Below are 23173 nucleotides of genomic sequence, written 5' to 3' on the forward strand. Positions count from 1 at the left end.
GCCTTGGCCGCGGGTCGCATGGGCGGCTACGCGCCCGCGGACACCGACCTGCTCCTCCGCACGAACGGCCTGCGGCTGGCGACTCCCAGCCTCTGCTTCCTGGCGACCCAGGACCGGCTCGCGCCGCCGGAGATCCAGCGGGCCCTGGCCGCCCGGTTCCAGCACAGCCGGGTGATCGAGGTGTCCACTTGGCACCTCCACTGCGCCGAGGCCATGGGGTCGGCCTACACAAGCTCGATCCAGTCGGCCGTCGACGAATGGTTCCCCGTGGACAAGGGAAGGGGCCCCGAAAGGCCCCTTCCCGTCCGCTGAGAGGCGGACCTACTCCTCTTCGTGGGCCTGACCAGTGGCGCGGATGAGCTTGGGCGCGAGGCGCTGGACGATGGGCTCGAAGACCTTGTTCACCAGTTCCTCATCGTAGGAGACCTCGGCGCCGGTCCCGGCAACCTTCACGCTGGTGTCGTCCACCTTGCCGTCATCACCCTTGGCGAAGAGGATTTCGCCGGTCTCCACTTCGATGAGGCGGATGTCCAGGCGCCCCGTGAAGGAGGCCTTCTTCACGTTCACGCTTCCCGCCACGTGGCCGGCGGTGCTGTTCCCCGTCACCTTGCCCACCAAGGCGCCCACGCCCCAGCCGGAACTGAAGCCGGATTCCTTGTAGGCGAAGCGGGTGACCTTGCCGGTCATCACGTATTTCACCCCGAGCAGCTTGCCGATCTTCTGGACGGTGGCGGTATCCACCTCACCGCTCTGCTGGAAGTTCAGTTCGGCCCGGATGTCCTGGAGGCGCTCCCGCTCGATGAGGCGGATCTTGCCGTTGGCCTTGTCCATGATCTCGGTGGTGAAGAGGTCCCGTAGCTGGTTGGAGATGGTGCCCATCTGGTTGCCCCAGCCGCCGTGACGCCATCCGTGCCAGCAATCCGGCGCGGCCTTGAAGTCCAGGATGGCCATGCGGGGCAGCTTGGCCCTTTCTTCTTTGGACAGCTTCTTCTGGGCGAAGACGGGCGCGGCAATGGCGAAGACGGCCAGGAGGGAGAGGATCAGCTTGCGAAGGCGCATGGGGACTCCGGTCGAGAACGGGTGATTCAGTCGTCGATGAGCTTGCTGCGCAGTTCCTTGCCCAGCTTGAAGTACACCACGCGCTTGGGCGGCACCTGGATGCTCTCGCCACTGCGCGGATTCCGTCCCTGGCGGGCCCGGCGGTCGCGCAGGCGGAAGCTGCCGAAACCGCGGAGCTCAACGCCTTCACCGGTCTTCAGGGATTCGATGATGCTCTCCAGGAAGGTGTTCACCAGGAGATCAGCATCCTTCTTCCCCAGTTCAAGCCGCTCCATCAGGTGTCGGGAGAGGTCGGCCTTGGTGAGGGTCTCCATCGCTTCCATGGGAACTCCGAGGGGTGAGGGGGCTTAGGTGACGTGAGGGCAGTCCTCAATAAATCCCCATCCGTGCCCTGCGGTCAAGGGGGACATCTCCATCCATTTGAAAAAAAGGGGGCCGGAGCCCCCTTTTGAAGAGGACCGCCGGGTCGCTCAGTCCATGAGCCACTCGAGGAGGAACCGGGGGCCTTCCCCACTTCCCCCATGCGTCCGGTAATCCCGTTCCTTGCCGGACCAGCCGCCGGAGAGGTCGACATGGGCCCAGGAAGCCTGCCCGACGAACTCGCGCAGGAAGAGCCCGGCCGTGATGGTGCCGCCCCAGCGGATGCCGGTGATGTTCTTCAGATCGGCCAGGGGGCTCTTCAGCAGGTCGGTGTACTCCTCCACCAGAGGCAGCTGCCAGAGATACTCCCCGACGGAGCCGCCCGCATCCATGAGGCGGTCCACCAGCTTCTGGTCCGTGCCCATCACCGCGGAGACCCCGTCGCCCATGGCGATGAGGGCGGCGCCCGTGAGCGTGGCGAGGTCCACCACATGGTCCGCGCCCAGCTCACTGGCGTGGTGCAGGAGGTCGGCCAGCACCAGCCGGCCCTCGGCATCCGTGTTGAGCACCTCGATGGTCTTGCCGCTGCGGCTGCGGAGCACGTCGCCTGGCTTGTAGCTGGAGCCCGAGGGCATGTTCTCCGCCAGCCCCATCAGGCCCGTGACCTGGACCGGCACCTCCAGTTGGGCACAGGCCACCAGGGTGGCCAGCACGATCGCCGCACCCGTCATGTCGTCCTTCATGGTCTCCATGCCGGAGGCGTCCTTGAGGGAGAGTCCACCGGAATCGAAGCAGACGCCCTTCCCAACGAGGACCACATGCTTCTTCGGTTTCTCCTTGGGCTTGTACTCCAGCTTGACCACCCTGGGCGGCCGGACGCTGCCTTGTCCGACGGCCAGAATGGACCGAAATCCACCCTTTTCAAGGGCCGGGACATCCAGCACCTCACAATGGAGCTTGTGCTGCTTCGCGAGCTTCATGACCGTATCGGCGAAAACCTCGGGGTAGAGGTCTCCGGCCGGCGTGTTGGCTAGATCGCGGACGCGGTGACAGGCGGCCACGCCGGCCTCGACCGCGGGCAGCTTCCGCCGCGCTTTGCGGGTGTCATCGCCGTTGGTGAACACCTCGATGGAGGTGAACTGTTTGGCTTCCGGCTTCCCGCCCTTGAAGGTTACGAAATCGTAGTTGGAGAGGAGTGCACCCTCCGTCACGGCCACCTGCACGGCGTCATGATCGATGGTGGACGTGGACGGAGAGAGGATCCCGATCTTCTTCCACTTCTTCTTGAGGCAGAAGCGCCCAGCGGTGCCCACGGCCTTGCGGATCTTGTTGAGCGTCACCTTCTCTTCATCCCCGAGGCCCACCAGTACCATCCAGCGGCTCTCCTTCACACCATTGGGATGGTGGAGCGGGACAACTTCAAGATAGTCCGCCTTGAAATCCTCCTCATCCATCACCTGCCGGGCGACCTTGCTGATGGCGAGCGGCAGACGGTGGCGCTCTCGCCCTGAAAACACAGGCACGATCAAGGCATCACCGGCAAAATCCTTACCGGTCTGTGAGCTGATATCCACTGAAGGCATGGGAGTTCCTCCTGGTAGTCGAGGCTAGATCGGTTCGATAAAAAAGGAAAGTTCATTTTCTGTTCTTTATTTGTCATGGCCGAGCAATTTGTTAACAGCTGCTTTTCAAACACTAGTCACCTGAACGAGTTGCAGTTTCCGATGGGATCATGTCCCGATGGACCTCGCCCCCCGGCACCGCCAGCCCCTCCAACTCCCCGGCCCCTGGCCGGACTGCGCCCTGGGGCTGCTCCGGCAGGGCGCCGCCTGGCTGCACACCGGCGACTCAGGGGAGAGCCTCCTGGTCATGCCTGGCGAGACCTTGGTCTCCAGGTGGGATGGGCAGGCCTGGGTGACCCAGCTCGATGGCTTGCCCCTGGCAGGTTCCCCCTGGGAGGCCCTCGCCTCCACCGTGGCTCGCCAGCCCTTTCCCTGGGTCGGCGCCGCCTCCTTCGAGCTGGCCTGTGACGAGGCGGGCCACCCCCGGCAACCCCTGGAGGTCGGCGCCCTCGGCCAGCACTGGACGGGTGTAGCCGTTGCACTCCAGGTTAAAGACGGCAGGGCCGAGCTCTGGTCCTGGGGTGATGCGCCCACAGCCCCCCCGCAGGGCTGGAGCCGACCGACCATGGCCCCTGCCGAAGGACGGTCCTCGGTGAACCTGGCATCCCACTGGACGGAAGCGCAGCACAGGTCCGCGGTTGAGGAGATCCAAGCCCGCATCCTCGACGGCGGCTTCTATGTCGCCAACCTCTGCGTCCCCTTCAGCGGGAAGTTCTCGGGGGATGCAGCGGCTCTGGCGCTTTCGGCCTTCCAGCGGGCCCGGCCGCCCTTCGGCGCCCTGCTCGATCTCGGCGGGCTCCAGCTCCTCAGCCTCAGCATGGAGCGCCTGCTGTCACGGCGAGGCGCCCGCCTCTGCTCCCAGCCCATCAAGGGGAGTGCCCCGCTCACGGGTGACCCGGTCCAGGACCGCGCGGTGACCGAGGCCCTGCTCGCCGATCCCAAGGAGCGGGCCGAGCACACCATGATCCTCGACCTCGTGCGTAATGACCTGGGACGGGTGGCGGTTCCGGGATCAGTCCAGGTGACCCGCCTCATGGCGGTAGAGCCCTACCCCACCGTCCAGCACCTGGTCAGCACCCTGGAGGCCATGGCTCGCCCGGACCTGGGCTTGGCGGACCTCCTGCGGGCCATGCTGCCCGGAGGAAGCGTCACCGGCGCCCCCAAACATGCCGTCTGCGGCCATTTGGCGCAAGCCGAGGCGGGTCCCAGGGGGTTCTATTGCGGAGCGGTCGGATGGATTTCCCCTGGGGGGGACCTGGACCTGGCCCTGCCGATCCGAACCGCCCAAATCCAGGGGGAGAACCTGACCTACTGGACCGGCGGTGGCATCACCCGGCGCAGCGATCCGGCCCGCGAGTGGGCCGAGCTGCACCTGAAAACCCGGGCGATGACCGGCTGATCAGGCGGCGCTCGCCCGCTTCAGGAGTTCCTCGAACTGCTCGAAGAGGTGGGCCCTGGGGCCCTTCGGCTGACGCTTCAGCACCATGCCTGCCTGTTCCGGGGTGCGCCCGCCCTTCACCTGGTTGCAGGACAGGCAGGCGCCCACCAGGTTCTGCCAGGTCGTCGAGCCACCCTGGCAGAGGGGCACCACATGATCCACCGTCGTGGCCTTCCTCGCACAGCCCTCGTACTGACACAGATAGTGGTCCCGCCGGAGGACCCGGCGCTCCAGGCGCCCGATCAGCAGCTTGGAGTCGCTGCAGGCCTGGGCATGGGGGAAGATGATCAGCTCAAGCCGCCCCTCGAGGTTGCCGTGGCGCTCGAAGGTGGCGGGGTTCAGCACATGGGCCCGGCCGGACACCACCGCGCAGAGGGCCCGGCGGCGGCTGACTTCCTGCATGGGGACATAGTTCCGGTCGACGGCAATGACTTCGCCGATCCCGTGGCGTTCCCGTCCCTTCGGCATCACCCCCCCGGTGTTTGCCCGAATCCTAAGGCATTACCCGGGATTGTGAAGTGAATTATTCCCCCCGATACGGCCCCGGAAGCGTGTCCTGGATCTCCATGTCCGGGAGGGCCTCCACGCCCGCCAGGCGCTTCTCCATGCGCTCCTTGCCTTTGGAGACCTCTCCCAGCTTGGTGCTGGCCTCGTCGAGCTTTTTCTGGACCGAGGCCAGGGATTCCCCGAATTTCCCGAATTCGGTCTTCACCTGTCCGAGCACCTTCCAGACCTCGCCGCTCTGCTTGCTGATCGCCAGGGTCTTGAATCCCACCTGCAGGCTGTTGAGGAAGGCCGTCAGCGTGGTGGGCCCCACGAAGGTGACCTTGCACTCGCGCTGGATCCGCTCCAGCAGACCCGGCCGCCGCAGGGCCTCGGCGTAGAGGCCTTCGAAGGGCAGGAAGAGCAGGGCGAAATCCGTGCTGTTGGGGGGATAGATGTACTTGTCGCGGATGTCCCGGGCCTGGGCGAGCAGCCGGACCTCCAGGGCCCTGCCGGCGGCCTCCACGGCGGGGAGATCCCCCAGTTCGTAGGCCTCCATGAGCCGCTGGTAGTCCTCCAGGGGGAACTTGGCGTCGATGGGCAGCCAGACCGTGCCACCCTCCTCGGGGCCCGGCAGCTTCACCGCGAACTCCACGATTTCTGGCGAACGGGGCCGAATCTTCACGTTGGCGGCATACTGCCCGGACGAGAGGAACTGCTCCAGCAGCGCCCCGAGCTGGGCCTCGCCGAGCACGCCGCGGGTCTTAACGTTGGTGAGCGCGCGCTTCAGCCCACCCACGTCCTGGGCCAGGGTCTGCATCTCGCCAAGCCCCTTCTGCACCTGCTCGAGGCGCTGGGCCACCAGGTTGAAGCTCTCCCCCAGGCGCTTCTCCAGGGCCTCGTGCAGCTTCTCGTCCACCGTGCGCCGCATCTGCTCAAGGCGTTCCTCGGTCGAGGTCTGGATGGCCGCCAGACGCTTCTCCACCTGCTGCTGCACCTGGTTCAGCTGGGTGGCCTGCTCCTCCCGCGAGGACTTCAGGGCCTCCTGGGTGGTCGTGACGAGCAGTCGGAAGCCCTCGGCCAGCTTCTCGGCCTGGGCGGTCCGGATCCCGCCCAGTTCGGCTGCCAGTGGCTGGATCTGGGCCACAAGGGCCTGGTGGGATTCACTGCGGTTCCGGGAGGACAGCTCATCCGCATGGCGCCGCAAGGCATCGAAGGGGGCGGGATCCGCCGGGGGCCGACGCAGGCTGGCCCAGACCGCCACGGCGGCCAGCAGACAGGTGAGGGCGGTGAGGGCGAGGACGAGGCTCATGGCTCCATCATGGCGCGGCCGGCTGGTCAGGCAGTGTCCATTCGGCACACCGCCCTGCTTCCCGCGGCGTGAGCTCCAGCCGGGCCACCCAGCCCGTCGGCCAGGGCCCATGGGCGCCGGCCCACTCGACCACCAGCCAGTCTGAGCTCCCGAGGTCCTCTTCCAGCCCCAGGGACCAGGCGCCCTCCGGCCCGGTTCGGAAGAGATCCAGGTGGAGCAAGCGCCCCGCCGGGCACTCGTACCGATGCAGAACCGCATAGGTGGGGGAGGACACTTCGTCGGGGTCACCGCCGAGACCGCGCAGGAAGCCGCGGGTCCAGGTGGTCTTGCCAGCGCCCAGTTCCCCTTTCAGTAGCCAGGTTCCACCAGGCGGCGTCAGCCGGGCCAGGGCTTCACCCAGGGCCTCCGTGGCCTCCTCGTCGGCCAGGAACAGCTCAGGCACGCAGGAGCTCCGGCAGGAGCCCCGCGAGGTCCGTGGGGAGCAGACCGGCCCCAGGCAGTCGATCCCCGGCCGCGCCATGGAACCAGGCCGCGGTGGCCACTGCTTCGCGCATGGGCAGACCCTGGGCCCGGAAGCCCGCCACCATGCCCGCCAGCAGATCCCCGCTGCCACCGGTGGCCATGCCCGGATGGCCCGTGGGGTTGATCCAGAGATCCTCGCGCGCCCCGCCGGCGATGACGCTCTGGGCCCCCTTGAGCAGCAGGACACCGGGGCGCCCGGACGCCACCTGACGGGCCTGGGCCAGGCGCTCGTCCATCAGGAGGGGACGGGATAGGCGGAAGAGACGGGCGAACTCGCCCGGATGGGGGGTGATGGCCGTGCCTGGGCGATCCATCCAGCGCCGACCTTCGCCCTCCTTGAGGGCTGAGGCGTCCACCACCAGCGGTCCATCCCAGTCGGGCACCTGGCTGATGCCACCTGGACCCACCAGGAGGACGTCCGCCTCCTGAGGCACCGACCCCTGCCAGGCCCGCACCATGGCCTCAGGCACCTGGGCCGCGATCTCGGCCCGGACCTCCGGCTCGGTGAGCACGGTCACCAAGCCGACGCCCACCCGCAGGGCGCCCAGGGCCGCCAACACCGCGGCGCCGCTCATGCCGAGGCTGCCCGCCCGGATCACCACATGGCCGAAGCTGCCCTTGTGGGCGTTCCATTCCCGGGTGGGGAGCACCGGTCGCTCAAGCAGGTGCAGGGCGGCCCCGGGCGTCTGATCCAGGGGGATGGGGATGAGCGCGATGTCCCCACAATGATCCCGGGCCGGGAGCAGCCCATGGCAGACCTTGAGGGCCCCGAAGCAGGCAGTTCGCGTGGCGCGGATCGCCTCGCCGGGGAGTTCGGCCGCGCTGGGATCCAGCCCCGAAGGCAGGTCCAGCGCCAGGACCGGCAGTCCGCTGCCGTTGAGGGCCCGGACCCAGGCCACGACCTGGCCCTCGAGCGGCCGGGTCGTGCCCAGGCCGAAGAGCCCATCGACCACCCAGCCGCGCCAAGTGCGCATGCCCTCTGCGGGTTCGGCGAGGGTCTGGATCTCGCCTCCAAGGCCCTTCCATAACCGGGCCTGGACCGCTCCGTCGCCCTGCCACTGCGGCTCAACGAGCGGAGAAAAGACGCGGACCGACCTTCCCTGTAGCCTGGCGAGGCGGGCCAGGGCTAGGGCGTCGCCGCCGTTGTTGCCGGGGCCGGCCAGCACAGTCAGAGGTTCGCCGGAAGGCAGAAGCGCCAGGGCGCCCAGGGCCGCATGCTCCTGGAGGAGCAGCGATGGGATGCCCCAGACCTCGATGGCCTGACGCTCAACAGCCCGCATCTCGTCGGCAGTGAGGAGAGGAATCATACCGATCAGTCTAGGCCCGTTCCCGGAGGTATGCCGCCAGGGCTCTCGGAAACAGTTCCATCTCGGCAGCATAGACCCGCTTCTGGAGGTCCTCGGGCGTGTCCCCGGGCAGGACGGGAACCCGCAGCTGGTCGAGGATCTGCCCGTGGTCGTATTCGTCGTCCACCAGGTGCACCGTGGCGCCGGATTCGGCCTCCCCCGCGGCCAGGACCGCCCGGTGAACGTGCATGCCGTACATGCCCGGCCCCCCGTACCGGGGCAGGAGGCCCGGGTGGATGTTGAGAATGCGGCCGGCCCAGCGGGTCGGCACCGTCAGCTTCTTCAGCCATCCGCAGAGGCAGATGACCTCGGCGCCAGCCGCTTCTGCGGCCCGATAGCAGGCCTCGGAGAAGGCCTCATCGGACTCAAAGTCCTTGCGGACCACCACCGCAGTGGGCAAACCTTCGGCCTCCAGCCGGGCGAGGCCATCAGCCTTGGCCGAGGAGGCCAGCCCCAGCACCGGAAGCCCGGCCGCCCGACCCTCGCGGCAGGCCCGGAGCAGGTTCAGGGCATTGCCGCCAGTGCCGGAGATGAAGAGGGCGAGCCGCTTCACTGGAGGGCCGTCAGCACCACGGTGTCGGCGATGTCCTGGGCGCTGCAGCCCCGGCTGAGGTCATTGGCCGGCTTCGCGAGGCCCTGGAGGAAGGGCCCGATGGCCGCGCAGCCGCCCATGCGCTCCGCGATCTTGTAGGAGATGTTTCCGGCATCGAGGTCGGGGAAGACCAGCACGTTGGCCCGGCCGGCCACGTTGGAGCCGGGCGCCTTCTTCTGGCCCACGGAGGGCAGCAGGGAGGCGTCGGCCTGCAGTTCGCCGTCCACGGCGAGGTCGGGTCGGCGCTCCTTGACGATGGCCAGGGCCGCACGGACCTTGTCCACGCAGGGGTGCTCAGCGGAGCCGCGGGTGGAGAAGCTGAGCAGGGCCACGCGGGGCTCCACGCCCATGACACTGCGGGCATTCTCGGCGGCGGCGATGGCGATGTCCGCCAGCTGCTCCGGTGTGGGATCGGGCACCACGGCGCAGTCGGAGAAGATCACCGCGCCCTGCTCGCCGAAGGCGGAGTCGGGGTGGATCATCAGGAAGAAGCTGGAGACAGTCTTGATGCCCTTGGCCGCGCCGATGGCCTGGAGGCAGGCGCGCACGGTTTCGGCGGTGGTGTTCAGGGCGCCGGCCACCATGCCATCGCAGTGGCCGCACTGCACGAGCATGGCCCCGAACCAGAGCGGGTTGTGGACGGCCTCCAGGGCCTGGGCCTCGGTGATGCCCTTGGCCTTGCGGCGCTCATAGTAGGCGCCGGCGAGTTCCTGGAGCAGCGGACTCGTGGCGGGCTCCACCATGGTGGCGCCCTTCAGGGAGAGACCCAGGGCCTCGCCCCGCGCCATCATGGCGGCGGGATCGCCCAGGATGGTGAGACGGCAGAGACTCTGGTCCAGCAGGAGCTGGGCGGCCTGCAGGGTGCGATCCTCCCGACCCTCCGGCAGCACGATGTGGCGCTGCAGTTCCCTGGCGCGGGCGCGGAAGCGCTCCATCCAGAGGGTGTGGTTGGCATGGGACATGGATTCCTCCGTGAAGGGCCTAGGCCCTCGGGTACTGGACTGGAAGAAGGAAACCGAGAGCCTCCTGGCCCGTGCGGTTCCGGAAGATCTCGGCCAGGCTCGGCGCACCCGAGCTGGCCTCGTCGAGATACATCGCCTCCACACGGTGCATGGGCAGGAAGCGGGTGCCGAGGGCCACCTGGTCCGACTCCCCGGTCCGAACCAGGGAGAGCACCTCCTCCCAGGGTGTCAGGTCCAGGCCCCGGATGGCGATGCCCGACGCATCAAGCCCTAGGAGCGCACCCCAGATCCGCTCCCGGGGTGCCTGAAGCACCACCACCACGAGATCGCCGGGTTGGAAGGGCATGGTCTGGGGCATGTCGGAACTCCACCGGGGGCTCACAGCGCAGGGCCTTCGACGATGAGGCGGCCTTCCGTGAAACCCTCCATGGCCCAGCGGGGTCCCTCGAAACCGTTGCCGCTGGCCTGGACGCCACCGAAAGGCGAGGCGTCCAGTCGGAAGGTCGGGGGCAGGTTCAGGAGCACACCACCGGCCCGGAGCCTCGATTCCGCCAACCGGAGGTGCCGTTGGTCCCGGCTGTAGGCGCTGGCCCGCAGACCGAAGCGCGTGGCCGCGGCTTTTCCGAGACCCTCCTCGAAGGTGGCGACAGGGGTCAGCACCGTGACCGGAGCGAAAACCTCCTCGCCCTGCAGCGGATCCTCCTCGGGCACGCCCGTGAGGATGGCCGGGGGCAGCAGGGCGCCCTGGCGAACACCGCGCAGCAGGAGTGTGGCCCCGGCGGAGACCGCGCGATCCAGGCTGGCATCCATCCGGCTGGCCGAGACCTCGTCGATCATCGGTCCCACCACCGTGGCGGGATCCATGGGGTCACCCAGAGGCAGGGCCTTCACGGCACTGACGAAGGCGGGCACAAAGGCTTCCCAGAGGCGCTGATGCACGTAGATCCGCTGGGCCTTGGAGCAGCTCTGCCCGGCCCCAGCCACGGCAGCTGGCGCGAGCTGCCCCGCCACGGCCTCGGCAGCCACGCCCTCGTCCACGACCACGGCCCCGTTGCCGCCCAGCTCCAGCAGGAGGCGCTTCCCGGCGAGGACCTGCTCAAGGTGGCGGCCCACCCGCTCGGAACCCGTGAAGCTCACGGCCGCGATGCGGGGATCCCGCGCCAGGGCCTCGGCCCGGACTGGATCCGAACCTGCCAACTGCAGCAAGTTCCCGGGAGCGGACACACGCACCCGCGCCGCCTCGAAGCTCTCCCAGAGCAGCCGCGAGGTGGTCGGCGCCTGGGGGCAGGGCTTCCAGATCACGCTGCAGCCCACGCCGAGCGCTGGCGCCAGCTTGTGCATCGCCAGGTTCACGGGGAAGTTGAAGGGCGTGATGGCCAGCACGGGACCAAGGGGGAAACGGCGGAAGGTGGCCCGGCAGTCGTCCGCCCCGGCCATCAGGTCGTAGGGGACGCTCTCCTCACCGAAGGAGGCCACGGCATCAATGGAGGCCCTCAGAGTCGCCTCCGCCCGCCCCACCTCACCGCGAGCCAGGGTGATGGGTTTTCCGGTCTCCCGGGTCATCGCCAGGGCCAGCGGTTCACGGACCTGCGCCAGGTCCTCCAGCCACGCTTCCAGTAGCCGCCTTCGGACGAGCCTCGAGGCACCGTTCCACGCGCCGAAGGCCTGCAGCGCGTTCTCTGCCAGTTCCGTCCATCCCTCTGCGACCATGGCCCACCATCAAGATCCGCCGGCCTCTCCGGCTCCTTTCAGCATATCCGCCGTTCCACGCGGCCTCCCAGGAACCCCGTAAAATCATGTGGAACGGGGATTCGCGGTGGGAAGCGGCTAGACTGTCAGCAGGAGTACCCCATGACCAAGCCGCTCGTCCCCGCCGACCTCCTGAAGTCCGTTCAGGCCGCGGACAAGCCCGCCTCCACGGCCTCGGCCGGGAAGCCCAAGGCGACCGCCGGCCCCAAGCCCACGGTCCGGGCGTCCACCAAGCCGCAAGGCAAGAGTGGTGTGACCCACACCCGCATGAGCAACCGCGGGAAATAGTCCTAAGGCTGGATCCAGGCCACGATCAGGGCCACCGCGAGGGCAACCCCCAGCAGCGCGGCCAGGCGTTGCCCGAAGGCCCGTCCGCCGGAGATCCAGGCGAATCCAGCCTTGGCCAGGGTGTTGCTCCCGATGGCCAGGATGATGGCCAGCACCGCTGTGTGTGCTGATAAGCCTAGAGCTTTGACTTGGCTGCTGACCGCCAACGTGATGGCATCCACATCGGCCAGCCCCGAGAGCCCTGCGGCCAGGAGCAGACCCCGGTCGCCTAACCAGGCCCTGGCGGCGGCAGAGGCCAGCAGGACGGCCGCCAGCCCCAGGCCCCAGGCCGTGGCCCGCTTCAGGTGGAAGGGATTCTGGATCGCCACCTCCTCCCCTGCCGCCTGCATGGCCCCGGCGCGGTGAATCCACACACTGGCGCCAAGCAGCACCAGCACCATCGCAGCCAGGGGCAGCAGCAGTGGCACGGCCAGGGTCGGCCCGCCCACCACTCCCGCCAGGAGGGTCACCCGGATGCCCATCAAGGCGCAGGCGAGCAGCACGGCCACCTGGCCGGGATCCCTGAGGGATGGGTCCTCCCGGGCCTGCCGGGACATGGCGACCGTCACCGCAGTGGAGCTGACTAGCCCCCCCACCAGGCCTGTCATCAGTGCCCCCCGCCGCGCGCCCAACAGGCGGTTCAGGGCGTAGCCGAGAAAATCCACGGCTGCAACCAGGGCCACCATCCAGCCCACCCGGCGGGGCGAGAGGACGCCCCAGGGATCGAGGGTCCGCTCGGGCAGCAGCGGGAGCAGGATGGCGAAGACGATGAGCAGCTGGATGGAGGCGGTCAGGTCTTCCCGCTGCAGTTTGGGGACCCAAGCGCGGATCCAGGGCTTGGACAGGAGCAGCAGGGTGACGATCACAGAGACCGCCACGGCCAGGAGGGCATCCCGGGTGAGGAGCATACCCAGCAAGGGCGCGGAAAGCGCGGCGATCTCTGTGGTGAGCCCGCGATCCGAGGAGCTGGTTTCGTAGTAGAAGAGACCGATCATCAGCGCGGCGAGGGCCATGACGGCGATGGGCATGGCCAGGCCCCCTCCGCCGACCTTCACCGAGACCCACCCCAGCAGGGTGAGGAGCGCGAAGGTGCGCGCTCCCAGGGCGCCGTGAGGCGCTTCCAGGCGATCGGAGGCGCGCCGGGACGGAGTGGGCTCGGACTCCTCCCGGCTTTGTTCGAAGCCGCTCCGTTCACGCTCGAGCCCCATCATCAGGCCCACGGCCACGGCCATGGCGGCTTCTTTCAAGGTGGACAGGTCCAGGCTGGGCATGGGGACCCCTTTGCACGGCTAATCGGCCAAGTGCCAGATTTGGATGTGGCTGGTTCGTTTCAGCACCTCGGCCACCAGGTCTGGGGCCGGTGTTCCGAAGGTGCGAACCCTGAATACCTCCGTTCCGGGAAGGTGAACCACATGAACCGAAGCTCCCCTCGCAAAATCCGGGTGCCTGGCCAGCGGCCGGGCCAGGGCCTCCAGGTCGAGCGCCTCCAGCCAGCCCGGCGGCAGGGACGCCGTTCTGGCCCCGGGAACGAGGGCTCCCACTTCCCTGGCCTGGAGCAGGACGAGGTGCCAGGCCCCGTCCACCTTGCCGCACCAGCACAGGAATGGCGGCAGCTCTCCGAAACGGACGCCGCCCTTGTTCGCGCTGGGCCAGGCGCGCAGCGAGGCCAGGCCAGCCTCATCCGCGGCCTCCATGGCAAGCAGGGCGAGATCGGGGGAGGCGGGGGGGATCCAGGGTTCGACGCTCAGCATCCCGTCGAGCATCGCATATCGGGTAGGCTGGGGCCCATGTGTACCGAGCGTCAACGGGTGCTGCCCCGAATGGTCTGGTCCCCCGAGGGTCGTCCATGAGCCCCAGGCCCGTCATCGCCACCGGCCAGCAGATCGGCGCAGGCTGGAGCCCTGCCCTGTCCATCGCCAAGGCCCTGGCGGCTCTGGCCGAGGCCCGCCGCACCGGGGCAGAGGCCGTCTACTGGCTGGCCGACGAAGACCACGACCGGGCCGAGGTGGCCTCCGTGGTGGGCTGGGATGGCCCCCGGCTGGTGCGCCACCGATTCCGCTTCGACACCCGCCCTGGCACCGCCACCGGCTGGCTGCCGTGGACGCCGCAACACCAGGCCGAAGCCACGAAGCTCTGGGGGCCGCTGCCTGAGCCGACAATTCCCACGCTGCGGGGACATGCCCTGGCCCTGGGCAAGCCTCTGTGGGAACGGGGGCTCCGGCCCTTCTCCCCCACCGATCCCGCGGTCCGTGACCCCATCCAGTCCGAGTTGAAACGCTGGCGCAGCCTGGATCTCCAGGCCCAGCTGATCCTGCAGGCCGACCGCCTGAGAGCCCAGGGCGCCCCCTTGCCCCTGGATCCGCAAGTCCAGGCCGCCTGGTTCTCTCTGGATCCCGGCACCGGCCGGCGACTGCGGCTGGAGTCCGGCGAGACCCTCGCCAAGGGGCTCTGGCTGAGCCCCGGCGCCGCCATCCGCCCCCTGATGCAGTCCCTGCTGCTCCCGGTCGCGGCGGTGGTGCTGGGGCCCTCCGAGCGGGCCTACTGGCGGCTCTGCGAGCCCTTGTGGGACCGGGTGGGCCTGGCCGCGCCGAAGATCCTGCCGCGTCCCAGCGTCTTCGTGGTGCCTCCCGGATACCGGGTGGCCCCTGACCAGCTTGATGCGCTCCGCCTGGGCGCCTGGGAGAACCTCGGCTCCTGGTCTGGCGTATTCCCGACCGGTGTGACCCAGGAGACTCGGCCGGACCCGGCCTGGCCCCTGCCCATCCAGGAACGCTTCCGCCGAGAGCAGGCCCGCAGCCGCGAGCGGCTCGGCAAGCTGGACCGGCGCCTCCATCGGGAGGCGGCCGCCCGGATGCTGGGCGGTGATCCCGAGTTCCTCCGGCAGTCTCTCTTCCCCTTCGGGCGGCCCCAGGAGCGGGTGATTCCGGGCGTCCCATGGCTGAGTTCCAGGGCCCTGCTCGATGCCATCCTGCAGCGCATGGATGGGGCCCAGCCCGTCATCCTGGTGGAGGAACCATGAGCCCCACTTCTGCCCACGATGGGTGCGACCTGCTGGCCATCGGAGCCCACCCGGATGACGTGGAGGTCCACGTGGGTGGAATCCTGGCCCTAGCCTCGGAGCGGGGCCTGAAGGCCGCCATCCTTGATCTCACCAGCGGGGATCTCGGCACGCGCGGCACCTCGGACACCCGCCGAATGGAAGCGAAGGAGGCGGCCCGGACCCTCGGCGCAACTAGGCTCGTGCTGGACCTCCCCGATGGCCGCTTCACCGAGGAGGAGACCAACCGGGTGCGGCTCATGACCGAGCTCCGCAGGCTGCGGCCCCGGATCCTGATCCTGCCCGCACCGGAGGACCGCCATCCCGATCATCGCCGCGCCCACCGGCTCGCCCGGGAAGCAGCCTACTACGCGGGCCTGAAGAACTACCCCTGTCCCGGCTCCCCCTACCGGCCCGAGGCCGTGGCCTGGGTGGGCGGCGAAAACCCCGGCCAGCCCGACCTGCTGGTGGATGTGAGCACGGTATGGGAGCGCCGCATGGCCGCCTTCGACGCCTTCGGCAGCCAGTTCGATCAGGATCCGTTACAGCCCGTCACGCGCATCGCGCATCCCGCCTTCAGGCGCGGGGTCCTGGGTCGCGCCATGCACTGGGGCTCCCTGCGCATGTGCGACTGGGCCGAGGCCCTTTGGTGCGAGCGGCCCGTTTCCAAGGCCCTGACCGACCTTCTCGCCCGCCTGGAAGAGCCTGCGTGAACCGCTTCGAGTCCGACCTCCTCGCGCAGATCCAGCGCCGGGGCGATGGGGTGAGTGGCCGCATGCTCGTGGCCTGCTCGGGCGGGGGTGATTCCGTGGCCCTGCTGCTCCTGCTCTGGACGCTCCGCAAGAGCCTGGGCCTCGACTTGTCGGTGGCCCATGCCGATCACGGACTGCGGCAGGAATCCGCGGAGGACGCGGATTTCGTCCGCCAGCTCTGCCGGGCCCTGGACCTTGATCTGGTCGAAGCGAGCCTCGGCGTCAGGACCCACGCGCGGGATCAGGGCATCGGCCTGGAGATGGCCGCCCGGGAGCTGCGCTGGGACTGGCTGCGCCAGGAGGCCGAGCAGGCCGGTGCCGCGGCGGTGGCCACGGGGCACACGCTGGACGATCACACCGAGACTGTCTTCATCCGGCTCGCGCGGGGTGGCGGGCTCGGTTGCCTGCATCCCCTGGCGCCACGTCAGGAGCTGCGCTGGTCCCCGCTGGCGGAACTCCGCCGTGAGGACCTGCGGGCCTACCTGGCCTCGCGGAAGGTCCCCTGGCGGGAGGACGCGAGCAACGGTGAGCCCTTCACGGCCCGCAACCGCTGGCGGAAACTCCTCGTCGAACTGAGACAGGAGGCCCCCGATCTGGACCGCCACCTCTTTGAGACGCATCGGCAGGCGGAGGAGGCCGAGCGGCTGGCGCGGAGCCTCATCCTCAGCTGGGAGGGCTCCCGCTGGTTCATCGAGGATGGCGGCATCGCCTTCAAACGGGAGGCCTGGGATGAGGTCCACCTGAGGTGGACCCTGGAATCCGCCTTCCGCCGCCTGGGTTGGGCGAGAGAAGCCGACCTGCTGCGGGACCTCACACCCTGGCTTGGAGAGCGCCTCGCCCAGGGCCGCCAGCCCTCATCCTGGGGGAATTTCCACCTAAACCCTGAACCACTGGCAGGGTATCTGCATCTAAGACAAGGACCGCTGCCTTCCCGGACCTAGTAAACTGGAGGGCCACCTGGGCTTCGGCCCCAAGGAGTGACCCTTTGAATTCCATGATGAAAAGCGTGCTGGTCTGGTTGGGCATCATCGCCCTCTTGGTTCTGGCCTTCCGCCAGATCCCCCAGAACAGCAAGCAGATCGAAGTCCCCTTCTCGACCTTCTACACCGAAGGCGTGGCGGGCAAGTACAAGTCTGTGACCCTTTCCGGTTTTGATGTCGAGGGCACCTATAAGCAGCCTGAGAAGAACGCCAAGACCGGCGAGATCATCGAGAAGTTCCGCACCGTGGCCCCGCCCATGCAGGACCTGGGCAAGGTCATCCTCAGCTGGAAGACCGAGGGCCAGATCGAGGAGTTCAAGGCTGCCAAACCCAGCGAGAACAACTTCGCCTATGTGCTGATGTTCTGGGCGCCGCTGCTGGTCTTCGTGGTGCTCTGGTTCGTCTTCATGCGCCAGGCCCAGATGGGCGGCAACAAGGCCATGAGCTTCGGGAAGGCCCGGGCCAAGGGCCTCTCGGGCAGCGCCAAGCGAACCACCTTCGCCGATGTCGCAGGCTGCGACGAGGCGAAAGAGGAGCTGAAGGAGATCGTCGAGTTCCTGAAGGATCCGGCCAAGTTCCTCAAGCTGGGCGGCAAGATCCCCAAGGGCGTGCTGCTGATGGGCCCTCCGGGCACCGGTAAGACCTTGTTGGCCCGGGCCATCGCGGGCGAGGCCAAGGTGCAGTTCTTCTCCATTTCCGGTTCCGACTTCGTGGAGATGTTCGTGGGCGTGGGCGCCAGCCGCGTGCGCGACCTCTTCGAGCAGGCCAAGAAGAGCGCCCCCTGCATCGTGTTCATCGATGAGATAGATGCCGTCGGCCGCCATCGCGGCGCCGGCCTGGGCGGCGGCCACGACGAGCGCGAGCAGACCCTGAACCAGCTGCTGGTCGAGATGGACGGCTTCGAGGGCAACGAGGGCGTCATCCTCGTCGCCGCCACCAACCGCCCCGATGTTTTGGATCCTGCCCTTCTCCGCCCCGGCCGCTTCGACCGCCGCGTGGTGGTGGACCGCCCCGACGTGAAGGGCCGCTTCGAGATCCTGAAAGTCCACACCAATGACAAGATCCCGCTCAGCCCCGATGTGGATCTGGAAGTCCTGGCCCGCGGCACGCCCGGCTTCGCCGGCGCCGACCTGGCCAACCTCTGCAACGAGGCCGCCCTCACCGCCGCCCGCGGCAACAAGAAGTGGGTGGAGATGCATGACTTCGAGCAGGCGAAGGACAAGGTCTACATGGGCACCGAGCGCCGCAGCCTCGTCATGACCGACGAGGACAAGCGCATCACCGCCTACCATGAGGCCGGCCACACGGTCGTCGCGGCCGTGGTGCCCCAGAGCGACCCGCTGCACAAGGTGACCATCATTCCCCGGGGCCGCGCCCTGGGCGTCACCTGGCAGCTGCCCCTCAAGGACCGCTACAACACCACCCGCGAGTACATGGAAAGCCGCATCGCCATCGCCATGGGCGGCCGCATCGCCGAGGAGATCTTCTTCAACCAGCTCAGCACCGGCGCTTCCAACGACATCCAGCAGGCGACGGACATGGCCAAGTCCATGGTCATGGAGTACGGCATGAGCGACAAGCTGGGCCCGCTGAACTTCGGCGGCGGCCAGCACGAGATCTTCCTGGGCCGGGATTTCACCCAGCACCGCGAGATCTCGGAGGATACGGCCCGCATGATCGATTCCGAAGTCCACGAGTTCGTCATGCGGAACTACCGCAAGGCCAAGGCCGCCATCGAGAGCCACCGGGAACAGCTGGTGGCCATCGCCGAGGCTCTGTTGGTGCGCGAGACGCTTGACGGCAACGACATCGAGATCCTGATGAAGGGTGGCACCCTGCCCCCACCCAAGGCCGGCAGCACACCCACGGCGCCCGCCACGGTCGAGGAGGGTCCCTCGACGGACCCCGGACTCAACCCGGCCCTCAAGCCCGCGTGACCATGTTTCCGTTTGACTGGGGACCGCTCCTGAAGGGCGGTCCCCTTTTCATCGGCATCCTCAATCTCTCGGTATCGCCTGCGGCGATACGCGAGGCCTCCTTCGCTGGACCATGGATGCCGCATGTGGGCTGAGCTCACTTCCAAGCCCCTGTTCATCGGGATCCTCAATCTAACCCCCGACTCCTTCAGCGATGGCGGTCGCTTCCTGGCGCCGGAAGCGGCCCTGGCCCAGGCCCACGCCCTAGTGGCAGCCGGAGCGGGGATGCTGGACCTGGGCGCGGAAAGCACCCGGCCCGGTGCGGCACCCGTTTCCGCCGCCATGGAGTGGGCACGCCTGGAGCCCGTGCTGGCGGTCCTCGGCGAGCAGCTCCCCGCCATCCCCCTCAGCCTGGATACACGCCACGCGGACGTGGCGTCCCGCGGACTGTCTGCGGGCGTTGCCGTGCTCAACGACGTCACCGGCTTCTCAGATCCCAGCATGCTGGAGCTGGCCCGCAGCAGGACCTGCGGCCTCATCGCCATGCGCAGCCGCCGGAAAGGCGCCGACTTCCACATGCCGCCCTACGACGACCCCGCGCCCCGGGATGCCGAGGCAGCCATTCGGGAGCTGTGCGTTGTCCGGGACCGCCTCCTGGACGCGGGCATAGCGCGAGACCGCGTCCTGCTCGATCCGGGTTTCGGGTTCGGCACCACCTTTCTGGAGGACCTGGCCCTGTGGCAGACTCTGCCCCGCCTTCCGGAAGCCCTGGCCTGGCCCCTGGAGCGCTTCTGCCTTGGCATCTCGCGCAAGCGCTTCCTCGCCGCCCGCGCCGGAACGCCGAGCCTGCCGCCAGGCCAGCGCGACCGACTCACCTCCGAGGCCCACGCCGAGGCGCGGCAGCTGGACTACAGGGTCTTCAGAACCCACGCCATCGGGTAACCTTGCCTGATGAGTCTCCGCTACTTCGGCACTGATGGCATTCGAGGGGTCGCCCTGCGCTCTCCGCTCACGCTGGAAGAAGTGACCCGCTGGGGGGCGGCCTGGGCCCAGGTGGCGCGCACGGCCGGTGTCCGGCGGCTGGTGATCGGGTGGGACCCCCGCTCCAGCTCGGGCCCGATGTCCGAGGCCTTCATCCTGGGCGTGGGCCTGGGGCTCAAGGTGCTGGTGCTGGGCATGGCCCCGACGCCCGCGATCGCCTGGAACGTGGCGCGGCTGAGTGCCGAGGGCGAGAAGACCTGGGGACTCATGATCTCCGCCAGCCACAATCCCCCGGAGGACAACGGCCTCAAGGGCTTCAACGAGCTCGGCGAGAAGCTGGAGGAGGACCAGGAGCGGGCCATCGAGGCGGCCTTCGACGAACTGGCAGAACCCACCACGATCTCAGCGCCACCGACCCGCCTGGAGCTGCGGCCCTACCTGGACCACCTCGAAGGCATCACCCTTCCCCCCGACTTCCGCCTGGTCATCGACTGCGCCCATGGCGCCACGGCAGAGGCGGCGCTGGAACTCTTCCGCGGCGGCGACCTCCACTGGCTCGGCGTCCCGGCGGATGGGTCGAACATTAACGTGGGTGTCGGCTCCACGCACCTGGATGCCCTGGCGGCCACCGTGGCGGCGCGAGGCGCCGATCTGGGCATCGCCTTCGACGGCGACGGCGACCGCTGCCTGATGGTGGATGGCGCGGGCCGTGTGGTGGATGGCGACCAGATGGTCTGGCTCCTCGCCCAGGACCGTCTGGCTTGCGGTGATGCCCCGCCGGGCGTGGTCGGCACCCTGATGACAAACGGTGGCCTGGCTCAGGCCCTGCACCATGCCGGCGTCCCCTTCGTCCGAACGGCCGTCGGGGACAAATTCCTGCTGCGCGAGATGGCCAAGCTCGGCTGGGACTTGGCCGCGGAGGCCTCCGGCCACCTCATCCAGAAACGTGTGGGTCCCAGCGGGGATGGACTCGCCGCTGGGTTGTCCATCCTGCGCGCCCTGCTCCACCGCGCCCCGGAACACCGCTGGGACTGGACCTTCCGGCCCTGGCCCCAGCGGCTCGTGAACCTGGTGGCGAAGGATCGCAAGGCCGTCGAGACCTGCGATGCGCTCCTCGCCGCGATGGCCGCCATCGATGCCCGCTGGGGCGACGGAGCCCGCCAGGTGATCCGCTGGTCCGGCACGGAACCGAAGCTCCGCCTCATGGTGGAGGCCCAGGAGGCCGCCTGGGTGGATCAGGCCCTCCATGAACTTGAGGCCGCGGCCCGCCGCGACCTGACCATCGCCTGACATGGCCGCCGACGTTCGCCGTCCCGTTGATCGCTGGCTGGTGCTCTTCGCCCTGGCCCTGGTGGCCGTGGGCATGGTGTGGATCTATTCCGCCTCCGCCATCAAGGCTTCCCAGAATCACACGGCGGCCACGGCCTTCCTCACCCGCCAGCTCCTGGGCGGGGGGATCGGCATCGCCTTCATGCTCGCGCTTTCCCAGGTGGATCTCGCCACCCTGCAGGACCATCCCCGTCCCCTGATGGTGGCCTACTTCGTCCTGATCGGGCTCCTCGTGGCGGTGCTCTTCCTCGGCCCCAAGATCAACGGCGCCCACCGGTGGCTGCGACTGGGCCCCATGAGCCTGCAGCCTTCGGAGTTCTTCAAGCCCCTGTCGGTGCTCATCGCCGCCTCCTGGATGATCCGCAACCGGGAGGCCTGGACCCATCACCGGGACGCGCTGCCAAAGCTGCTCGGGCTCGCCGGCGTCCTCCTTGTCCCCCTGGCCCTCATCCTGCGCGAACCGGATTTCGGAACCACCTTCCTCATCGTCTTCGTGGCCCTGATGGTGGTCTTCCTGGGCGGGGCGCCGAAGTGGATCTTCGCCGTGGCCATCCCCATCCTGGGCGCGCTGGGCACGGCCTTCGTGGTGCTCTCGCCTTACCGTCTGGCCCGCGTCACCAGCTTCCTCAATCCGGAGGCCGATCCTCTCGGCAAGGGCCACCAGGCCCTCCAGAGTCTTGTCGCCGTGGGCAACGGCGGCTTCATGGGCGTGGGCCTGGGGGGCGGCAAGCAGAAGCTGTTCTTCCTGCCGGAAGCCCATACGGACTTCATTTACGCGGTCATCGCCGAAGAGGCCGGTCTCATCGGGACGGTCGCCATCCTGGCCCTCTTCATCGCCATCCTCTGGCGCGGTTACCGCATCGCCCGGCGGGTGGGCGACGGCTACCTGAAGCTCTGCGCCATGGGCTTCGTGCTCCTGCTGGTGGTGCAGGCCCTCATGAACATGAGCGTGGTGCTCTCGCTGGCTCCGAACAAGGGTATCCCCCTGCCCTTCATTTCCTTCGGCCCGAACAGCCTCATCACCAGCCTCATCTGCCTCGGGTTGCTGCTCTCCATCAGCAAGGACGTCTCAGCCTAATATCGTGGGCTCGTCGTCATCCTCGTCCACCAGCACGATGTTCGAACCGCCGCCCAGCAGCACAGCATCCTCGTACATGTTCTTCAGCTTGGGCTCGAAGCGGTCGGCCTGGCCAAGCCGGGGATCCGGATCGAAGTCCACGCCCGTGCGGACGAGCCCCGTGATGCTGGCCGGCTCCAGTCCGAAGACAGCTCCGAGCAGCTTGAGGGGGTTCACGGCCTTCTGGAGACCCATGCCGGTATCGAAGCAGAGTCCTTCGTCGGTCCACTCCATTCCGGAGATAACCCTCCGAAGGTCCAAGGGTGTTTCGGATTTCTCAGGCCCCCGCTCCCAGGGCCAGATGCTTGCCGCCAGGAAGGCCGTCACCCCTGGTCCCACCTGGGCGCGAAGCACTGGGTCCATGGCCCAGACCCAGTGCGATCGCAAGGCCAGATCGGATGGGGCCGTCGCGTATCCCGGCAGCATCGTCCACTGGTCGATCCTCAATCCTTCGGGAAGTCGCAGGTTCAACCGGGCCATCAGGTCCGCCGCTTCCTCCGCCGGTTCACGCTTCAGGACCGCGTCCATGGACTCACCCCGGCTCCCGATGCCCGCGGAGAGTGGCAGCCCGATGGTCAGGAGCGGCCTGGGCCGCTTGCCGAGATCCAGAGCCAGGCCCAGCCCCTCAAGACGGAAGGCATGCAGGAACAAGGCATGCAGATCCCCATCGTCGAAGTCGAGGGCATCCCCTCCCTTCACATAGGTGAAGCGGATCAGGGTTCGGCGGTTGTCCAGCTGCCACCGTGCGGTCCGCCGCAGCCGGGCCGCGGTCGCGAGCGGGGCGAGTCGCGTGGCAAGGATGTTGGCCGGCTCCAGGTTTTCCACCTCCGGGCGCAGGGACCTGATTCGCTCGCCGGCTTCTTCCGCCAGCCCTTCATGGCTGATCGCTTCGAGCACCAGGTCGAGTTCGGCGGGGGCACCGCCCACGAGCAAGTCCCGGAGTGCCTGCAAGCAGGCGGGTTCCCGGTTGGGACCAGCCATCTCCATGCGCCTCAGCGCGGCCATCAGGCGGCTCCGCCGGGCCAGGGCTTCGGCCGGAATTTCGGGATGGCTCGCTCTGTTGCTCACGCCTTCAGCATAGTGGTCCGTCGGTGGGATGGGGCAGGAACCCGGCCTGCCGGAACGGTAGAAACCGAGGCGAAGGTCCAGGGTGGACAACCCGCCTCCCGGACGATTTCCACATCCATTGTGGGAAGTCGCCAGGTGAACCCGACGAATTCCTTTCAGCACAAGCCACTTCAGTCTCTGCCCACATTTGGTGGCAGGCCTGGGGAACATCTGCGGGTTGA

The 23173-nt window shown here is 68.3% G+C and carries 23 protein-coding genes and 1 pseudogene; 10 read left to right on the plus strand and 14 right to left on the minus strand.

Going from position 1 to position 23173, the window contains the following annotated elements:
* Nucleotides 1–312: pseudogene (locus WAS25_RS07555) on the plus strand (hypothetical protein); the annotation flags it as partial.
* Nucleotides 313–321: 9 nt separating this feature from the next.
* Here WAS25_RS07555 and WAS25_RS07560 read toward each other — a convergent pair.
* The 3 genes from WAS25_RS07560 to WAS25_RS07570 all read right to left on the minus strand — a co-directional run bounded on the left by WAS25_RS07560 (nucleotide 322) and on the right by WAS25_RS07570 (nucleotide 3002).
* Nucleotides 322–1059, minus strand: a complete 738-nt coding sequence (locus tag WAS25_RS07560) for a CsgG/HfaB family protein (RefSeq protein ID WP_422310909.1) — start codon at nucleotides 1057–1059, stop codon at nucleotides 322–324.
* A 26-nt stretch (nucleotides 1060–1085) separates the two neighbouring features.
* Nucleotides 1086–1382 carry an HU family DNA-binding protein gene (locus tag WAS25_RS07565; protein WP_341849994.1) on the minus strand — a complete coding sequence of 99 codons (297 nt, stop codon included), beginning with the start codon at nucleotides 1380–1382 and terminating at the stop codon, nucleotides 1086–1088.
* 147 nt (nucleotides 1383–1529) lie between these two features.
* Nucleotides 1530–3002 (minus strand): leucyl aminopeptidase, encoded by a 1473-nt coding sequence (locus WAS25_RS07570; protein WP_422310910.1) that lies wholly within the window; start codon nucleotides 3000–3002, stop codon nucleotides 1530–1532.
* Nucleotides 3003–3159: 157 nt separating this feature from the next.
* Between WAS25_RS07570 and WAS25_RS07575 the strand changes: the two genes are divergently transcribed.
* The gene (locus tag WAS25_RS07575) at nucleotides 3160–4440 is read left to right on the plus strand and encodes a chorismate-binding protein (RefSeq protein WP_422310911.1); all 1281 of its coding nucleotides are present in this window, start codon (nucleotides 3160–3162) and stop codon (nucleotides 4438–4440) included.
* On the opposite strand, the gene WAS25_RS07580 is transcribed toward WAS25_RS07575, so the two are convergent.
* Genes WAS25_RS07580 through WAS25_RS07615 form a run of 8 tightly spaced genes read right to left on the minus strand, consistent with a single transcriptional unit; the run spans nucleotide 4441 to nucleotide 11406 of the window.
* Complete coding sequence (locus WAS25_RS07580; RefSeq protein WP_422310912.1) at nucleotides 4441–4947, minus strand: HNH endonuclease; 507 nt, start codon at nucleotides 4945–4947, stop codon at nucleotides 4441–4443. It lies immediately after the preceding gene.
* A 55-nt stretch (nucleotides 4948–5002) separates the two neighbouring features.
* Entirely contained in the window at nucleotides 5003–6274 is a 1272-nt protein-coding gene (locus WAS25_RS07585) for a DNA recombination protein RmuC (RefSeq protein WP_422310913.1), read from the minus strand.
* 7 nt (nucleotides 6275–6281) lie between these two features.
* Nucleotides 6282–6716, minus strand: coding sequence for a tRNA (adenosine(37)-N6)-threonylcarbamoyltransferase complex ATPase subunit type 1 TsaE (tsaE, locus tag WAS25_RS07590; protein ID WP_422310914.1), 435 nt, complete (start codon nucleotides 6714–6716; stop codon nucleotides 6282–6284).
* Nucleotides 6709–8103 (minus strand): NAD(P)H-hydrate dehydratase, encoded by a 1395-nt coding sequence (locus WAS25_RS07595; protein ID WP_422310915.1) that lies wholly within the window; start codon nucleotides 8101–8103, stop codon nucleotides 6709–6711. The genes tsaE and WAS25_RS07595 overlap by 8 nt, the downstream gene beginning before the upstream one ends.
* A 10-nt stretch (nucleotides 8104–8113) precedes the next feature.
* Nucleotides 8114–8695, minus strand: a complete 582-nt coding sequence (locus WAS25_RS07600; RefSeq protein WP_422310916.1) for a phosphoribosylglycinamide formyltransferase — start codon at nucleotides 8693–8695, stop codon at nucleotides 8114–8116.
* Complete coding sequence (gene pta, locus WAS25_RS07605) at nucleotides 8692–9696, minus strand: phosphate acetyltransferase (RefSeq protein ID WP_422310917.1); 1005 nt, start codon at nucleotides 9694–9696, stop codon at nucleotides 8692–8694. Before pta ends, WAS25_RS07600 begins: the two co-directional genes overlap by 4 nt.
* A 19-nt stretch (nucleotides 9697–9715) precedes the next feature.
* Nucleotides 9716–10054 carry a hypothetical protein gene (locus tag WAS25_RS07610; RefSeq protein WP_422310918.1) on the minus strand — a complete coding sequence of 113 codons (339 nt, stop codon included), beginning with the start codon at nucleotides 10052–10054 and terminating at the stop codon, nucleotides 9716–9718.
* A 20-nt stretch (nucleotides 10055–10074) separates the two neighbouring features.
* A complete protein-coding gene (locus WAS25_RS07615; protein ID WP_422310919.1) occupies nucleotides 10075–11406 on the minus strand; it encodes an aldehyde dehydrogenase family protein in 1332 nt (443 codons plus the stop codon).
* A 141-nt stretch (nucleotides 11407–11547) separates the two neighbouring features.
* Here WAS25_RS07615 and WAS25_RS07620 point away from each other — a divergent pair, with 141 nt between their 5' ends.
* Nucleotides 11548–11733: a hypothetical protein gene (locus WAS25_RS07620; protein WP_422310920.1), complete on the plus strand. Its 186-nt coding sequence runs from the start codon at nucleotides 11548–11550 to the stop codon at nucleotides 11731–11733.
* A 2-nt stretch (nucleotides 11734–11735) separates the two neighbouring features.
* On the opposite strand, the gene WAS25_RS07625 is transcribed toward WAS25_RS07620, so the two are convergent.
* Nucleotides 11736–13043 carry an MgtC/SapB family protein gene (locus tag WAS25_RS07625; RefSeq protein ID WP_422310921.1) on the minus strand — a complete coding sequence of 436 codons (1308 nt, stop codon included), beginning with the start codon at nucleotides 13041–13043 and terminating at the stop codon, nucleotides 11736–11738.
* A gap of 18 nt (nucleotides 13044–13061) precedes the next feature.
* Complete coding sequence (locus WAS25_RS07630) at nucleotides 13062–13535, minus strand: hypothetical protein (protein WP_422310922.1); 474 nt, start codon at nucleotides 13533–13535, stop codon at nucleotides 13062–13064.
* 83 nt (nucleotides 13536–13618) lie between these two features.
* Between WAS25_RS07630 and bshC the strand changes: the two genes are divergently transcribed.
* The 7 genes from bshC to ftsW all read left to right on the plus strand — a co-directional run bounded on the left by bshC (nucleotide 13619) and on the right by ftsW (nucleotide 21845).
* Nucleotides 13619–14791, plus strand: a complete 1173-nt coding sequence (gene bshC / locus WAS25_RS07635) for a bacillithiol biosynthesis protein BshC (protein ID WP_422310923.1) — start codon at nucleotides 13619–13621, stop codon at nucleotides 14789–14791.
* Entirely contained in the window at nucleotides 14788–15522 is a 735-nt protein-coding gene (gene bshB1 / locus WAS25_RS07640; RefSeq protein WP_422310924.1) for a bacillithiol biosynthesis deacetylase BshB1, read from the plus strand. Before bshC ends, bshB1 begins: the two co-directional genes overlap by 4 nt.
* On the plus strand, nucleotides 15519–16502 hold the full coding sequence (gene tilS, locus WAS25_RS07645) for a tRNA lysidine(34) synthetase TilS (RefSeq protein WP_422310925.1): 984 nt from the start codon (nucleotides 15519–15521) through the stop codon (nucleotides 16500–16502). Before bshB1 ends, tilS begins: the two co-directional genes overlap by 4 nt.
* A gap of 44 nt (nucleotides 16503–16546) precedes the next feature.
* Entirely contained in the window at nucleotides 16547–18478 is a 1932-nt protein-coding gene (gene ftsH / locus WAS25_RS07650; RefSeq protein WP_422310926.1) for an ATP-dependent zinc metalloprotease FtsH, read from the plus strand.
* Between the two features lie 123 nt (nucleotides 18479–18601).
* Nucleotides 18602–19399, plus strand: a complete 798-nt coding sequence (gene folP, locus WAS25_RS07655) for a dihydropteroate synthase (RefSeq protein WP_422310927.1) — start codon at nucleotides 18602–18604, stop codon at nucleotides 19397–19399.
* Between the two features lie 9 nt (nucleotides 19400–19408).
* Nucleotides 19409–20728, plus strand: coding sequence for a phosphoglucosamine mutase (gene glmM / locus WAS25_RS07660; RefSeq protein WP_422310928.1), 1320 nt, complete (start codon nucleotides 19409–19411; stop codon nucleotides 20726–20728).
* Between the two features lies 1 nt (nucleotide 20729).
* Nucleotides 20730–21845: a putative lipid II flippase FtsW gene (gene ftsW, locus WAS25_RS07665; protein ID WP_422310929.1), complete on the plus strand. Its 1116-nt coding sequence runs from the start codon at nucleotides 20730–20732 to the stop codon at nucleotides 21843–21845.
* Here the strand turns inward: ftsW and WAS25_RS07670 are convergent.
* Nucleotides 21837–22952: a DUF2344 domain-containing protein gene (locus tag WAS25_RS07670; protein ID WP_422310930.1), complete on the minus strand. Its 1116-nt coding sequence runs from the start codon at nucleotides 22950–22952 to the stop codon at nucleotides 21837–21839. The two genes, ftsW and WAS25_RS07670, sit on opposite strands and share 9 nt — an antisense overlap.
* Nucleotides 22953–23173: the final 221 nt, after the last annotated feature.

The sequence above is a fragment of the Geothrix sp. genome (assembly GCF_049292215.1).
GTDB lineage: Bacteria > Acidobacteriota > Holophagae > Holophagales > Holophagaceae > Geothrix.